Consider the following 14,136-nt stretch of genomic DNA (forward strand, 5'->3'; position numbering starts at 1 on the left):
CAGCTTATGCCCCCATAGACCCGTACTCCCTGGTGGGGACCCGGCGGGCGCGCGACCGTGGACGCATGGTCACCGCAGCCCAGCCCCTCCTGTCGCCCCCCGTCGCCGAAGTCGGACGCCAGCGCGTCACCGCCGTCCGGCACCTCGGCCCGAACTGGTACGCCTCCGTCATGGGCACCGCGATCGTGGCGACGGCGGGCGCCGGACTCCCCGGCGACGTCCCGGGCCTGCGAACCGTCTGCACGGCTGTCTGGGCCTTCTCGGCACTCATGCTCGTGACCGTGCTCGGCGCCCGCGCTCTGCACTGGAGGTACCACCGCGACCAGGCCCGCGCCCACCTCCTCGACCCGGCCATGGCCCCCTTCTACGGCTGCCTGGCGATGGCCCTGCTGGCCGTGGGCGGGGGCGCCCTCGTCGTCGGCCGGGACTGGATCGGGACGCGGGCCGCGGTCGCCGTGGACGCCGTACTGTTCACCGCCGGCACGGCCGTCGGACTCGCCGCCGCCCTGGCCATCCCGTACCTGATGGTCGTACGCCACCGCATCCGCGCCGACCAGGCCACACCCGTCTGGCTGCTCCCCCTCGTCGCGCCCATGGTGTCGGCCGCCGTCGGGCCGCTCCTGGTGCCCCACCTGCCCCCGGGCCAGCCCCGGGAGACCCTGCTTCTCGGGTGCTTCGCGCTGTTCGGGCTGAGCCTGCTGGCCACCTTCGTGATGCTGCCGGTGATCTTCGCCCGGCTCATCACCGCGGGGCCGCTGCCGCTCGCGCTCACTCCGACGCTGTTCCTCGTGCTCGGTCCGCTCGGCCAGTCCACGACCGCGGTCGGCAAGTTCGCGGACTTCGCACCGGGCGTCGTGCCTGCCCCCTACGACCAGGGTTTCGGGATGCTCGCCGTCCTCTACGGCGTCCCCGTCATGGGCTTCGCACTGCTGTGGCTGGGCCTCGCCGCCGCGCTGGTGGCGCGGGCCCGCCGCGAGGGCATGGGGTTCGCGATGACCTGGTGGGCGTTCACCTTCCCGGTGGGGACCTGTGTCACCGGCGCCGAGGGCCTGGCCCGGCACACCGGGCTGGTCGCGTTCGACTGGCTCGCGGTCGCCCTGTACGCCCTTCTCGTAGCCGCCTGGTGCGTGGCCACCGCCCACACCGCACGCGGCCTGCTCAGCGGCAAGCTCCTCGCAACACCCGGCCGAAAGTAACCTCTTGCGCCGCGCCCCCAGCCTTCACCGCCCTCGTGGGACCGGCCGCGGTTTGTTCCTCATCCGTATCCCCGCCGCCTGGAGGCGGGGATACGGATGACGTGGATCACCGAAGCGCGTTCACGGCCCCATCCGTGGTCGTAGGATCTCCCGCCGGTGGTCGACACAGCTTGTGGGGGCGGACATGGAGAGACCGGACGACCGCATCGCATCCGTCCTGCGCTTCGCTGCGGAACTCGTCGCCTGGGTGGCGACTCCCTGGGCCTTGTCCAAGTACTCATGGCTGCTTGCCGTCTTGGCGGTGGTGGTACTGGTCGGCCTCCCGACCGTCTTCTCCACTCCCGGAGACAAGGCGCAGGTGATCGTCCCTGTCTCGGGTAGGGTCACGATCCTGCTCGTGCTGCTCCAGCTCACTGCTGCCGCGATCGCCGCATGGTCGGCATGGCCCATCTCTGCGGCAGTCCCCGTGTTTTTCCTCGTGGCCGCCACCCTCGTCACGGAACGTCAACGCTGGCAGTGGCTGCTCTCCACGGACCGGCACACCGGCTGAGCTGCGGAGGGGTGGCACCGGAGTGCGTTCGCTCTCCGGGCGGGCCCGCCACTTCCCGGCCTCTGCCTACCTTTCGGTGAAGTAGGTGTACGGCGCCACCGAGACTCCTTCGGAGACCGCGCGTTCGTCGTCCTCGCCGGCATCCGGGTCGAGGTCGAGCGCCCACAACGAATGCATGGACCACACGGAGAAGCCGGCGTGGAAGTCGTGGCCGATGTCCGAGGGTGTGCTCGAGTGCCCCAGGGCGTGGAGGTCCGCGACGACGTCATCCAGAAAGCGATGGGTCAGCTGAACCCCGTCGTAGTGCGCTTCGGCATCGCCGCCTTCGCCGCTGTAGGCGATCTCCACGAGTTCGACCGTCTCGTCAGCCGCGTAGGTGATCACCAGCGTGGGTGAGGTGGTGTAGACGGCCCGCTGTCCGCCTGGGCCGTGATACGGCGACCCGACGCGCTCCTCGACCTGCGAGCGCGGATCGCCGATCCTGACGAGGGCCACGCCTTGTCCTGGGATGATCTCCATGTCGACCATCCTGTCAACCAGGACAACCACTCGAAAGTCCGCAGAGCGAACAGAGCACGGCCGCTCCATCCGGCACAGACCGCGACGGCCACTCCTCAGGCTGAGGCATCGCGGCTGCCCCTGTGGGACTCCCGTCCGAGGGCGGGTCGACGGGTGCCGTGACAACACGAGCGGCATACTCCTGCGCTGCTCGCAACACCGATCGCGGACAGTGATCCACCGGTACCTGCCAATCGGCAGGTACCGACCGATGAAATCCCCTTCATCGTCCTTCAGTTGCACCCGTGTCATGCAGGATGCGCTACCGGATCCGATCCATGGCGCGGAACGGTCCGCCAGATTGATCACGACTTGATACCCGCCCTGGATGGGCGGGCGGGGGTGGCGCATCCCCCTTGAGAGCTACAGGGATTGTCGATGTGGGGGTGACTCGCGGACGTCGGCTGGTTCCTAGCGTGGTCGTCGGGTCGCCACCGGTGCGACCATCATCACAAGGGGAGGCCACGATGGGCACGACGTCCACCGCACCGCACGACACAGGATCCGGCCCGGACGAAGAGGGCGACGGCCGGGGCGGCCGTTTCGGCCGGATCGTTCGCTCTCCACTCGGCTGGATGCTGACGGGCATGGTCGGTGTCGGTCTCGTCTCGGGCCTGACCGCGACGGGTCCCGGTCCGGTGCCGGCGCTGGGAGCGGCTGCCGCGGTGGCCGTGTACTGGGCGGTCATGCGTTTCGTCGCACGACGCTCCACGCCGGAGATCGCCCGGCATGGGGCCGGCCGGGAGTTACTGCTCGGCGGCGGGATCGGTCTGGCCTTCATCCTCGTGTCCGCACTCCTGATCACGGCTCTCGGGGGCTACTCGTTCTCCTGGGCGGGCAACGGCTTCGTGTCGGTCGTGTGGTCCGCGGTCATGGTGCAGATCGGCGCCGCGGTCACCGAGGAGCTGCTGTTCCGCGGTCTCGCCCTGCAGGCCCTGGAGCAGTTGTGGGGCAGCCGGGCCGCCGTCGCGATCACCGGGCTGTTCTTCGGCGTCGCCCACCTGGGGGCTCCCGGAGCCAATGGGTGGAGCGCGGTGGCGATCGCTCTCGAGGCGGGCGCCATGCTCGGTGCCGCGTTCCTGTGGCGGCGCAGCATCTGGTTCGTCGTGGGTCTGCACTTCGCCTGGAACACTGTCGAGCAGTTGCTCGGCATCCCGGTCTCCGGACACACCCCCGAGGGTCTGTACACCGTCGACGTCCATGGTTCCGCCCTGCTGACCGGCGGCGGATTCGGTCTGGAGGCGTCGATCGTGCCCATCGTCATCAGCGTACTGATCACCGTCTCGATGGCCGTCCTCGCCCACCGGAGCGGCGGTCTGCTGCCCCGGCGGCGGGCCCGGCACTGAGACAGGCCGACTGGAGGAAACGGAAGTGAAGTCCCGTCAGGCGCTCTGGAGTCCCTCGCTGTTCCGGGTACCACTCGACCGGTGGAGCGAGCGGGATGCCTCCGTCAAGGACGGCGTACTTGCTCTGGTGCTCACCCTGCTGGCCTTCGTGCCGACCCTGTCGAACATCGGAGGGCAGATCGGCGATCTGCCCGAGCGGCCGGCGAACGCGCTGGGCATCGGGCTGATCCTGGCCCAGACCCTGCCGTCGGCGGCCCGCCGCCGGTGGCCCGCCGCCTGTCTGGCCGTCGTCGCGGGCGCGTTCGCCGTGCACCAGGCGCTGGGCTTCGCGACGACGTTCGGGAGTGTGGGGCTGTATCTCGCCCTGTACTCCGCCGGGGCCCATCAGGTCGGCCTCCGCCGCGCTGTGGCCGTCGTGGCGAGTGCGGCCTACGCCGTACTGGCCGTCGTCCTGCACCACCTCGGCTCACCGCAGGGAATCCCGGACTATCTCGCGTTCTATCTGACTCTGGCCGCGATCTGGCTGGTGGGGAGTGCCGTACGCATGCGGCGAGGGGAAGAAGTGGAGCGGCGGCGGCTGGCCGCCGAGGTGGCCACGGCCGCCGAGCGGGCACGGATCGCCCGCGAACTGCACGATGTGGTCACCCACCATGTGACGGCCATGGTGGTCCAGTCCGACGCGGCGCAGTTCCTGCTCACGTCCGCGCCGGAACGGGCCGGGGAGGGACTGGTGGCCGTCAGCGACACCGGCCGCCGGGCTCTGACGGAACTGCGGTACCTGCTCGGCGTGCTGGAGGCGACCGGTGAGTCCGCGGTCGCCGACCCGGCGCGTGCGGACCGGGCCCCGGCCCTGGGACGGGTGTCAGACCTGGTCGAACAGGCCCGCAGGTCGGGTCAGCCGGTCGAGTTCGGCGAGCAGGGCGAGCGGCGGGCGCGGTCCGTGGACGTGGAGCTGGCCGCGTACCGCGTGGTGCAGGAGGCGCTCACCAACGCGATGAGGCACGCGTCCGGGCAGATGACACACGTCCTGGTCCGGCACCGCGAGGAGCACGTCGAGATCAAGGTGACGACCGACGCGCCCGCCGCCTCCCCGGCGACCGTGCCGGTCACGCGGAGGCCCGGCCCGGCGGGCGGACGAGGTCTGGCCGGATTACGTGCACGGGTGAGGATGCTCGATGGTGAACTGGAGGCCGGAGCCCGGCCCGAGGGCGGGTTCGAGGTCCGCGCGACGATTCCGTCCCAGCCCGTTCAGGAGTGACCCCGTGAGCGATGCGCCACAACCCGTCCGTGTACTCGTCTGCGACGACCAGGCACTGGTGCGGACCGGCTACGTCACCATCTTCTCCGCGCAGCCCGACATCGAGGTCGTCGGGGAGGCCGAGAACGGGCACGCGGCGGTGGAAGCCGCACGGCGGCTGCGGCCCGACGTGGTGGTGATGGACATCCGGATGCCCCTGCTCGACGGCATCCAGGCGACCCGGCAACTGGCCGGTCCCGATACCCGGGTCCCGCCGAAGGTGCTGGTCGTCACCACGTTCAACGTCGATGCCTACGTCTACGACGCGCTGCGGGCCGGAGCCAGCGGCTTCCTCCTCAAGGACGCGCCTCCTGCGGAGCTGGTGAACGGGATCCGTACGGTCGCCCGAGGCGAGGCCCTGCTGGCGCCCGCCGTCACCCGCCACCTCATAGGTCACTTCGCCGAACACCTGCGGCCGGCCGACACCTCCCGGCAAGCCAGGGAAGACCTCGTACGCGCGCTGACCCCCCGCGAGCTGGACGTGCTCCGGCAGATCGCCGAGGGGCTGTCGAACTCGGAGATCGCCGCGGCGCTGTTCATCACCCCCGAGACGGTCAAGACCTACGTTTCGCGGATCCTGGCCAAACTCGGCCTGCGTGACCGGGTCCAGGCGGTCGTCCTCGCCTACCGGGTCGGGCTGATCCCAGCGACCGGCTGACTGGGGCCGACCCTGCTGCGCCCGGCCCGGGACATGCCACGGATGCCCTCTGCCGACGCACGCCTGGACAGATTCGAACATTGCAGGTCAGCAGCGGAGGCGGGCTCTGTCCCCGTAGATACGCAGGATGCAGCCTGTGAAGCAGGTCAGCGGCGCACCCCCGTCGGAAGGATGCAGGGTCAGTCCCAGAGCCATCAGCGGGCGGATGGCCTCCCGACCCGAACGTCTCCGCGCATGAGCCACCCTGTCCTCACCCTGCCTCCCCCTCCCCCTCGTTCGTCTCCGCGGAAGCACGCTACTGCCGTTCGTTCACACCCGGGCTGTGCGAATAAGTCGCTCCGCATCGGCGCAGGACAGTTGGACCGTCCCCACAAAGGTCTGTGAACGCGCCTTGACATGAGTCGTCAAGCCGCGTCCGCGACCTTTTCCTGATGTGGGAAACGATTGAGCTCCCTCTCTACCCGTAGAGGCGACGGGGACGTCTCAGTCGCTGGTCGGCAGGGGCACCGATGGAGCGACCGCGTCCTCGGCCTCCGTCTCAGGGGTAGGCGCGCGAACGCGGGGGTGTGTCAGCTCAGTTGGGGGGCCGGGGAGGCACGGCCGCAAGCATGCCGTGGTTCTGAAGCGTGGATCGCGATGGCGGGTTGCCCCACTCCGGTCCGCACGCAGAGCGGTGGTGGCACATCTTCCACTCCAACTGCTCCGAGCTTCGCGCCTTCGGCTTCTCGCCCTCCGGGCAGACTCTTGCCGTCGCGACAAGCAGCGATCTGTCCCTGTGGACCCGCCGGACCGCGCCGGACTGAACCCTGTCGCGTCGCCTCTCACAGCAGAGGTGCTTGCACGGGCAGTTCCAGAAGGGCGGCGCATGCGCTACCGCGTTCCACATTCGATGACGAGGATCGCGCTGAGGAGCGGACCGGCTGATCACGGGGCCGGCGCATGAGCTGTGCCCGGCCGAGCGCAGCTGACCGCCCCGGCGTCGCTCCCGCCCTCGCCACGAGCTGACGTGAGAGAAGACGGGATCGGTGTGAAACTGGGCACGGAAGGAGTGATCCCCGTGTCGGAGCCACCGCACGCCTCCCCCGGTCCCGACACCGCCGTCGACGAGAATCGACTGGAAGAGTTGATCATCGAGGCGCAGACAGCACTGCCGGTCGAACTGCCCGCCCTGGCGAACCGGTGCGCCTCGGCCCTCGGCCTGGACACCGCGCTGATCTACCTCGTAGACCTGCAACAACGGCAGCTCATCCCACTCGACGAGGCTTTGGAGCCGCTGCCGGTGGACCGCTCGTCGGCCGGCTGGGCCTACCGCACGGTCTCTCCGCGGGTGGTCGAGGCGGACGACGGCTTGATCCTCTGGATGCCTCTGGTCGACGGTGCGGAGCGGCTGGGCGTGCTGGCGGTGCGGACCGTCTCGCTCGACGCAGTGCGGATGCGCCGCAGCCGTATGCTGGCCCATCTGTTCGCCATGCTGATCACCTCCAAGCGCGCCTACAGCGACTGGCTCGCCGCCCGCACCCGCACGGCGACCATGCGGCTGCCCGCCGAGATGCTGCGGGCATTCCTGCCACCCCGCACCATCGGCAGCAGGAGATGCGTATCGACCGCGGTTCTGGCACCGGCGTACGACATCGCCGGTGACGCCTTCGACCACTCGGTGGTGAAGAACGTGCTGCACACCATGATCCTCGATGCCATGGGGCACGATCTGGCCGCCGGCCTGACCACGTCGGTCGCCATGGCGGCGGCGCGCAACGCCCGGCGGGGCGGTGGTGACCTGGCCGACGTCGTCGGTTCCGTCGACCAGGCGCTCGCCCAGTGGCTGCCCGACTCCTTCTGCACCGGCGTGCTGTGTCGGCTCGACGCCGAGACCGGGGTGCTGCGCTGGGTCAATTGCGGTCACCCACCACCGCTGCTGATCCGTGCCGAGCGGGTGCTCGCCCGGGCGCTGGACAGCCCACCACAACTGCCGATCGGCCTGACTGGTCCACTTGCCCCGGCAGTCCGGCAAGTCCACGAGGCGACCCTGGAACCGGGCGATTGCGTCCTGCTCTACACCGACGGTGTCGTGGAGGCTCGCGACGCGGACGGTGCGGAGTTCGGCCTCGACCGGTTCACCGACTTCATCATCCGCTCCTCCTCCGCCGGACAGCGCCCGGCCGAGGTGCTGCGGCTGCTCATCCACGCCATCCTCGATTACCAGCGCAACCAGCTGCGGGACGACGCGACCATCCTGCTCTTCGAATGGCATCCACAGCACCGGTGACGCGATATGGCGCCGAGTCTCGCTGTGCTCGTGCGCCGTCTGCGACCAGGTCGGGTACTCGGCGAATCCCGCTTCAAGCTGCCCCTGTGGGGCTCCCGTCCGAGGGCGGGTCGACGGGTGCCGTGACGACACGAGCGGCATCCCGCTGTGCTGCTCGCAGCGCCGCGCTGAGCAGGCTCGGCGCCTGTGCCAGCGACGGCCCGTACCAGGTCAGCAGGCGGCCGTCGACGAGCGCGCAGGGCACGCCCTCGAACGCCTCGGGTCCGTCGTCGGCGGTGAAGCGGTACGGCTCGTCGGGCAGGACCACGAGGTCGGGGGCCGCCGCCCGGAGTTCGGGGAGCGGGACACGGGGGTAGCGGTCGGCGTGGTGGGCGTACGCGTTGTCGACGCCCAGGCGCGCCAGGACGTCCCCGGCGAAGGTGTCCCGGCCGAGGACCATCCAGGGGCGCCGCCAGATCGGCACGATCGCGGTCGTACGGCGGTCGGGAGCGGGGAGCCGCGCCCATGCGGCCTCCGCCTCGTCCAGCCAGCGGGGGCGGCTCCGCGCGCCGCACGCGCCCAGTACCCGTGCCAGCTCGCGGAAGGCTTCCGGCACCGCGCGGACCTCCGTGACCAGCACCTCGATCCCCGCCTCCCGCAAGGCCGTCAGATCGGGCTCGCGGTTCTCCTCCTCGTTGGCGATCACCAGGTCCGGGGCGAGTCGTACGATCCGGTCGACCGCGGGGTTCTTGGTGCCGCCGACGCGCACGACGTCGAGGTCCGGCGGACGGCTGCACCAGTCGGTCGCGCCGACCAGAGCACCGGGGACGGTGACGGCCACGGCCTCGGTGAGTGAGGGCACGAGGGACACGACACGCACTCCGGCGGGCCCGCTAGGCATGACGGGAGGTCTCGGACGGCATGGCACCCAGTATCGCAGCGGCCCGCGATCGTGGCCGCTCGCGATCGTCGCGGCCCGCGCGGCAACGGCTCAGCGCTTGCCGAAGGTCTGGCGGTCCTCCACGGCCTCGATGTGGTCGGCGACCTCGACCACGACCACCCGGGTGTCCGGCACGGTCGCCCGCCACCGGTGGCGCACTCCACCCGTGAGGTACAGCGTGTCGCCGCGCCCCAGACGGTGGGCGCGGCCCTCCGCCTCGACCTCGACGGCCCCGTCGGCGACGTACATCAACTTGTCGTTGCGGTGCTGGAGTTCGCGGCCCTCCTCGTGGTCACCGGTGAACTCCGTGGCGTGCAACTGGTGGTGACCGCGCACCAGGGGGCGCATATGGGCTTCGGGAGTGAACTCGGCGCCCGAGTCGGCGCGCACCACATCGACACTGCACGCCGGGTCGGCCGCCGCGAGCAGTTCGACGGCGGTGGTGCCCAGGGCGTCGGCGACCCTCTCCAGGGAGCTCTGGCTGGGCCGGGCCCGTTCGTTCTCGACCTGGCTGAGGAAGGGCACCGACAGGCCGCTGCGCTCGGCCACGACGGCGAGCGTGAGCTCCAGTGTCCGGCGCCGCCGCCGGACGGCCGCACCCACCCGAAGGCGTTGTTCTTTGTGGTCGCCCATCGCTCCGGCTCCCTCCCACGCGTCGTCGGTCCACTGCTTCGGTCTGCCACTTCGGCCGCCGCTCAGGCTGCTGCCTCGGCTGCCGCTTCGGCGCACAACTTCTGATGAGTTGTTTGCACCCTACGCATGTTCGGCAAACCGTTTCATGCACCCGTCACATCGCTGACACATCGGAGGAGGGTGAGGGCCACAATTCGCGCCAATAGACGAGTCGCCCCGGCTCCCCCGGCGCCACACCCTCCCACGGGACGAAAAGGCTGACCAGCAGGGCCGGATGGCCCTCCGGATCGATGAGCGCGGGCACGGAATGTTCGGCGCGGGCGCGACTGCCGTCGTGGGTGCGGATGGTCAGCCGATCAGCCCGCCCGGTCGTCGGATCATAGGCGTACGCCTGTCACCTCACGAAGCGCGACAGCATTGCTGACTTTCCGTCAAACTCTGCCTGCCAGAGCCGAGTTGGAGGAGCGGGTCGTCGCCGTTGCCGCCGCGCACACCCCAGGACCCCAGGGCGCGGTCCGCCCGCCGGTCGGGGTCTGCGTGCCAGGTCGTGAACTCCTTGAGGGTGGTGCGGAGTTCACGGTCGGTGTCGCAGCGTGCCCGATGGCGACCGGTGAGCTCGACCGTGCCCTCGTGCACGGAGGTGATGTCCGGAGTGCCTCGGCGCAGGGCGACAGGGTGTGCGGCGCATGGACGGCGCGGGAGGCGTTCGCGGACAGGAGGGCGTCCAGATCGGCGTAGCCGCGTACGGCGATGTGGTTGTCCGGATCCTGCTCGTACTCCAGTACGTAGCCCTTGGTGTCGTCGGTCGCGAGTGCGGGCCGGAACAGGGGGCGCACGGACGTCGGGGTGGCCGTCGGTCACACGGGTGTCGGGACCCGTGCGACCGACGGCCACCCCTCGTCGAACGACCTTGCGGCTACTGCGGCGTCATCCGCTCCACCACGTCCGGGTGCTCCGTCAGCCATGCGGCGACGGCCGCCTCCTCATGGCCCTGGCCCCGCTGCTTGATCTCGCTCTCCAGAGTGCCGAGCTCGGACTCGCTCATCCGGAAATTCTTGATCCACTCGGTGAGCTGCGGGTACTGCTCGGGGAACTTCTTGCTGGAGATGGTCCGGATCGTGTTCCCCTCACCGAAGAGCTTCTTGTCGTCGGCGAGCTTCGTGAGCTTGTACTCGCTGTACGCCCAGTGCGGGGACCACAGGACGACGGCGACCGGCTGCTTCTTGGCGTACGCGCGCTTCAGCTCGGCCAGCATCGCGGGCGTGGAGCCGTCGACGACCTTGTACTCCTTGCCCAGGCCGTAGCCCGGCAGGACCTTCGTCTTCAGGAGATTCATCTCGCCGGTGCCCGGCTCGATGCCGATGATCCGGCCGCCGAAGGTGCCCGCCTTGCCCTTGAGGTCCGCGAGGGACTTGACGTCCTTCACATAGGAGGGCACGGCGATCTCCAGCGAGGTCGGCCGGTACCAGGTGCCCAGGTCTCTCAGGTCGTTCTTGTGCTGGTCCCAGTAGTTCGACTGGGCATACGGCAGCCAGGCGTCGAAGTTGAGGTCCAGGTCGCCGGAGGCGAGGCCGGTGTAGACGGGGCCGACGTCCATCTGCTTGAGGTTCAGCGTGTAGCCGCGCCGCGCCAGGACGTTCTTCCAGAGGTAGCTGACGGCGACGTCCTCGTCCCAGGGGAACCAGGCCACGTCCAGCGGACGCTTCGTCTCGGCGGCGGCCGCGGAGTTCTTGACCGGGGCCAGCTTGTCGACGACTCCGGGGTTCCGCTTCAGCCAGGCGCGCACCGCGTCCTGCTGCTTGCCCTTGCCCACCTTGTTGATCTCGGCCTCGAGACCGGTGAGCTGCTTCTCCGTCATCCTGAAGTTCTTCAGCCACTGCCCGACGACCGGGTTGTCCTGTGCGAAGCCCTTGCGGGAGAGGGTGTGCACGCCGTCGCCCTTGCCCCAGGCACCCTTCGGGTCCTTGAGCTTCTTCAAGTCGTAGTCGCTGTAGGCCCAGTGCGGCGACCAGAGGGTGACGACGATCGGCTCCTTCTTGGCGTACGCGCGCTTCAGCTCGGCCAGCATCGCGGGCGTGGAGCTGTCGACGACCTTGTACTCCTTGTCGAGGCCGTAGTCCTTCAGGACCTTGCTCTTGAGCAGGCCCATCATTCCGGCGCTGGACTCGATGCCGGTGATCTTGCCACCGAAGGTGCCGGCCTTGCCCTTGAGGTCCGTCAGGGAGTCGACGCCCTTCATGTACGAGGGGACGCTCAGCTCCAGCGAGGTGGGGCCGAACCACGAGCCCAGGTCGTCGAGCTTGCTGCCGTACTTCTTCCAGTACTGCTCGTGGGTGGTCGGCAGCCAGGAGTCCGTCTCGAAGTCGACGTCGCCCTGGGAGAGGGAGGTGTACAGCGGGCCCGCGTCGAACTGCTTGGCGTCGACCTGGAAGCCGCGCTCCTCGAGGATCTCCTTCCACAGGAAGGTGGAGGCGACGCCCTCGTCCCACGGGATGTAGCCGATGGTGATCTTCTTGCCCTGGCCGACGTTCCGGCCGTCGGCCGCGGTGGACGCCGAGTCGGTCCCGCCGAACATGCCCATGCCGCCCGCGACCAGCGCGAGCACGACGACACCGATGACGGCGACGGCCGCGCGGGGGCGGTAGGACCAGATCTTCAAGCCCTGCGCGGCGCGCAGTTTGGCGGCGGCGCGGCGGCCGAGCGGGGAGACCTGGGTGCCCAGGGCGCTGGTCATACGGTCCAGGTAGATCGCCAGGATGACGATGGCGACGCCCGCCTCGGAGCCGAGGCCGACGTTCAGCTGCCCGATGGCCTCGTTGACGTCGCCGCCGAGGCCACCGGTGCCGACCATGCCCGCGATGGCGGCCATGGACAGGCCCAGCATGATGACCTGGTTGACGCCCGCCATCACGGTGGGCAGCGCGAGCGGCAGCTGGATGCGCAGCAGGGTGTCGCGGGGCGTGGTGCCGAACGCGTCGGCGGCCTCGACGAGTTCCTTGTCGACCTGGCGGATGCCCAGCTCGGTCATGCGGACGCCGGGGGCCAGCGCGAAGATCAGGGTGGCGACGATGCCGGCCGGGGCGCCGGTGCCGAAGAACAGGATCGCCGGGATGAGGTAGATCATCGCGGGCAGTGTCTGCATGAAGTCCAGCACCGGGCGGACGATGCCGCTGACCCGGTCGGAGCGCGCCGCCCAGATGCCCACGGGTACCGAGACGACGAGCGCGATGAGCGTGGCGACGAGGACCAGCGAGAGGGTCACCATCGCGTCCTCCCACAGTTCGAGGGAGTCGATGAACGCGAATCCCACGAAGGTGAGGACACCGGCGGAGGTGCCGCGCAGCCAGAACGCGATCACCGCGAAGATGCCCGCGAGCAGGAGCGGTTGGGGGGCCTGGAGGACGGCGTCGATACCGTCGTACGTGCCCTGGAAGACGGTCTTGAAGAAGTCGAAGAGCCACGCCATGTGGTTCAGCAGCCAGTCGACGGCGCTGTTGACCCAGTCGCCGAAGGGAATCCTAGGCACCGGCCGTCACCGCCTCGTCCCGAGGACTGGCACAGCGTGCGGGGGTCCCCTGCTCGTCGCCGAGGAAGGCGACGAGGCGCTGCCGGTGGACGACGCCCACGAGTGCGCGTCGCTCGTCGAGCACCGCCACCGGGTGCGTGAGGCGGGCGCTGATCGCGCAGAGGTCCACGAAGGGGGTGTCGGGCGTGGCGGTCTCGCAGTCGCAGTCCGCCTCGTCGCCGCGTACGTCGGTGTCCATGACGGCCCCGGCGGTCAGGACCCGGGAGCGGTCGACGTCCTGGGTGAAGGAGGCGACGTAGTCGTTCGCGGGACGCACGAGGATGTCCTCGGCGGTGCCGGTCTGGACGATGCGGCCGTCGCGCATGACGGCGATCCGGTCGCCGAGGCGCATCGCCTCGTTGAGGTCGTGGGTGATGAAGACGATGGTCTTCTTGAGCTTCTTCTGGAGCTCGATCAGCTGGTCCTGCATGTCACGGCGGATCAGTGGGTCCAGCGCGCTGAACGACTCGTCCATCAGCAGCAGATCGGCGTCGGTGGCGAGCGCGCGGGCGAGGCCGACGCGCTGCTGCATACCGCCGGACAGCTCGTCGGGCCAGGACTTCTCCCAGCCGGCGAGCCCGGCCAGCTCCAGGGCCCTGGTGGCGCGTTCCTTGCGCTCGGCGCTCGGCACGCCCTGGACCTCAAGACCGTAGGCCGCGTTCTCCAGGACGCTGCGGTGCGGGAAGAGCGCGAAGTGCTGGAAGACCATGCTGATCTTCTTCGAGCGGACCTCGCGCAGCGCGCGGGCGCTGAGCGCGGTCAGGTCCTGGCCGTCGAAGCGCACCTGGCCCGCGGTGGGCTCCAGGAGTCCGTTGAGCATGCGCAGGAGGGTGGACTTGCCGGATCCGGACAGGCCCATGACGACGAAGATCTGGCCGGGTTCCACCGTGAAGGACGCGTCGATCACCGCGGCGGTCGTGCCGTCGGCGCGCAGTTCCTCACGGTCGGCTCCCTGACGGAGCCGCTCCACCGCGGCGTCGGGTCGTCTCCCGAACACCTTGTACAAATGCTCGGCCTCAAGCCTGGATGACACGGGTGCCTCTCGATCGGACAGTTGAAAAACAAACGGGGTTGTCCCGGGGCCGCGCCTGCCCACGCTTACACGGAGCAAACACACGAGTGGTCCAGGTCACTGTCAGTGGCGTACG

The 14,136-nt window shown here is 69.7% G+C and carries 12 protein-coding genes; 6 read left to right on the forward strand and 6 right to left on the reverse strand.

Annotated elements, in window-relative coordinates:
- Nucleotides 1-65: 65 nt before the first annotated feature.
- Together ACZ69M_RS19645 and ACZ69M_RS19650 are read left to right on the forward strand one after the other, a co-directional pair.
- Nucleotides 66-1,196: a TDT family transporter gene (locus ACZ69M_RS19645; protein ID WP_470051358.1), complete on the forward strand. Its 1,131-nt coding sequence runs from the start codon at nucleotides 66-68 to the stop codon at nucleotides 1,194-1,196.
- 184 nt (nucleotides 1,197-1,380) lie between these two features.
- Nucleotides 1,381-1,746 carry a hypothetical protein gene (locus ACZ69M_RS19650; RefSeq protein ID WP_470051359.1) on the forward strand — a complete coding sequence of 122 codons (366 nt, stop codon included), beginning with the start codon at nucleotides 1,381-1,383 and terminating at the stop codon, nucleotides 1,744-1,746.
- Between the two features lie 66 nt (nucleotides 1,747-1,812).
- Here ACZ69M_RS19650 and ACZ69M_RS19655 read toward each other — a convergent pair whose 3' ends face one another.
- The gene (locus ACZ69M_RS19655; protein WP_470051360.1) at nucleotides 1,813-2,265 is read right to left on the reverse strand and encodes a hypothetical protein; all 453 of its coding nucleotides are present in this window, start codon (nucleotides 2,263-2,265) and stop codon (nucleotides 1,813-1,815) included.
- A 506-nt stretch (nucleotides 2,266-2,771) separates the two neighbouring features.
- On the opposite strand from ACZ69M_RS19655, the gene ACZ69M_RS19660 reads away from it, so the two are divergent.
- The 4 genes from ACZ69M_RS19660 (at nucleotide 2,772) to ACZ69M_RS19675 (ending at nucleotide 7,871) form a co-directional block, all read left to right on the forward strand.
- A complete protein-coding gene (locus tag ACZ69M_RS19660; protein WP_470051361.1) occupies nucleotides 2,772-3,650 on the forward strand; it encodes a lysostaphin resistance A-like protein in 879 nt (292 codons plus the stop codon).
- 25 nt (nucleotides 3,651-3,675) lie between these two features.
- Nucleotides 3,676-4,908 carry a sensor histidine kinase gene (locus ACZ69M_RS19665; protein ID WP_470051362.1) on the forward strand — a complete coding sequence of 411 codons (1,233 nt, stop codon included), beginning with the start codon at nucleotides 3,676-3,678 and terminating at the stop codon, nucleotides 4,906-4,908.
- A 4-nt stretch (nucleotides 4,909-4,912) separates the two neighbouring features.
- Entirely contained in the window at nucleotides 4,913-5,605 is a 693-nt protein-coding gene (locus tag ACZ69M_RS19670) for a response regulator (RefSeq protein WP_470051363.1), read from the forward strand.
- Between the two features lie 1,048 nt (nucleotides 5,606-6,653).
- On the forward strand, nucleotides 6,654-7,871 hold the full coding sequence (locus ACZ69M_RS19675) for a PP2C family protein-serine/threonine phosphatase (RefSeq protein ID WP_470051714.1): 1,218 nt from the start codon (nucleotides 6,654-6,656) through the stop codon (nucleotides 7,869-7,871).
- Between the two features lie 73 nt (nucleotides 7,872-7,944).
- Here the strand turns inward: ACZ69M_RS19675 and ACZ69M_RS19680 are convergent, their stop codons facing one another.
- From ACZ69M_RS19680 to ACZ69M_RS19700, 5 genes are all read right to left on the reverse strand, one after another.
- A complete protein-coding gene (locus ACZ69M_RS19680; protein WP_470051364.1) occupies nucleotides 7,945-8,751 on the reverse strand; it encodes a helical backbone metal receptor in 807 nt (268 codons plus the stop codon).
- A gap of 90 nt (nucleotides 8,752-8,841) precedes the next feature.
- Nucleotides 8,842-9,423: a helix-turn-helix domain-containing protein gene (locus tag ACZ69M_RS19685; protein ID WP_470051365.1), complete on the reverse strand. Its 582-nt coding sequence runs from the start codon at nucleotides 9,421-9,423 to the stop codon at nucleotides 8,842-8,844.
- Nucleotides 9,424-9,854: 431 nt separating this feature from the next.
- On the reverse strand, nucleotides 9,855-10,259 hold the full coding sequence (locus ACZ69M_RS19690) for a hypothetical protein (protein ID WP_470051366.1): 405 nt from the start codon (nucleotides 10,257-10,259) through the stop codon (nucleotides 9,855-9,857).
- 80 nt (nucleotides 10,260-10,339) lie between these two features.
- Nucleotides 10,340-12,949: an ABC transporter permease/substrate binding protein gene (locus ACZ69M_RS19695; RefSeq protein WP_470051367.1), complete on the reverse strand. Its 2,610-nt coding sequence runs from the start codon at nucleotides 12,947-12,949 to the stop codon at nucleotides 10,340-10,342.
- Nucleotides 12,942-14,021, reverse strand: coding sequence for a quaternary amine ABC transporter ATP-binding protein (locus ACZ69M_RS19700; protein ID WP_352048000.1), 1,080 nt, complete (start codon nucleotides 14,019-14,021; stop codon nucleotides 12,942-12,944). The genes ACZ69M_RS19695 and ACZ69M_RS19700 overlap by 8 nt, the downstream gene beginning before the upstream one ends.
- Between the last annotated feature and the right edge of the window lie 115 nt (nucleotides 14,022-14,136).

This window comes from Streptomyces sp. NPDC107454, assembly GCF_055582885.1.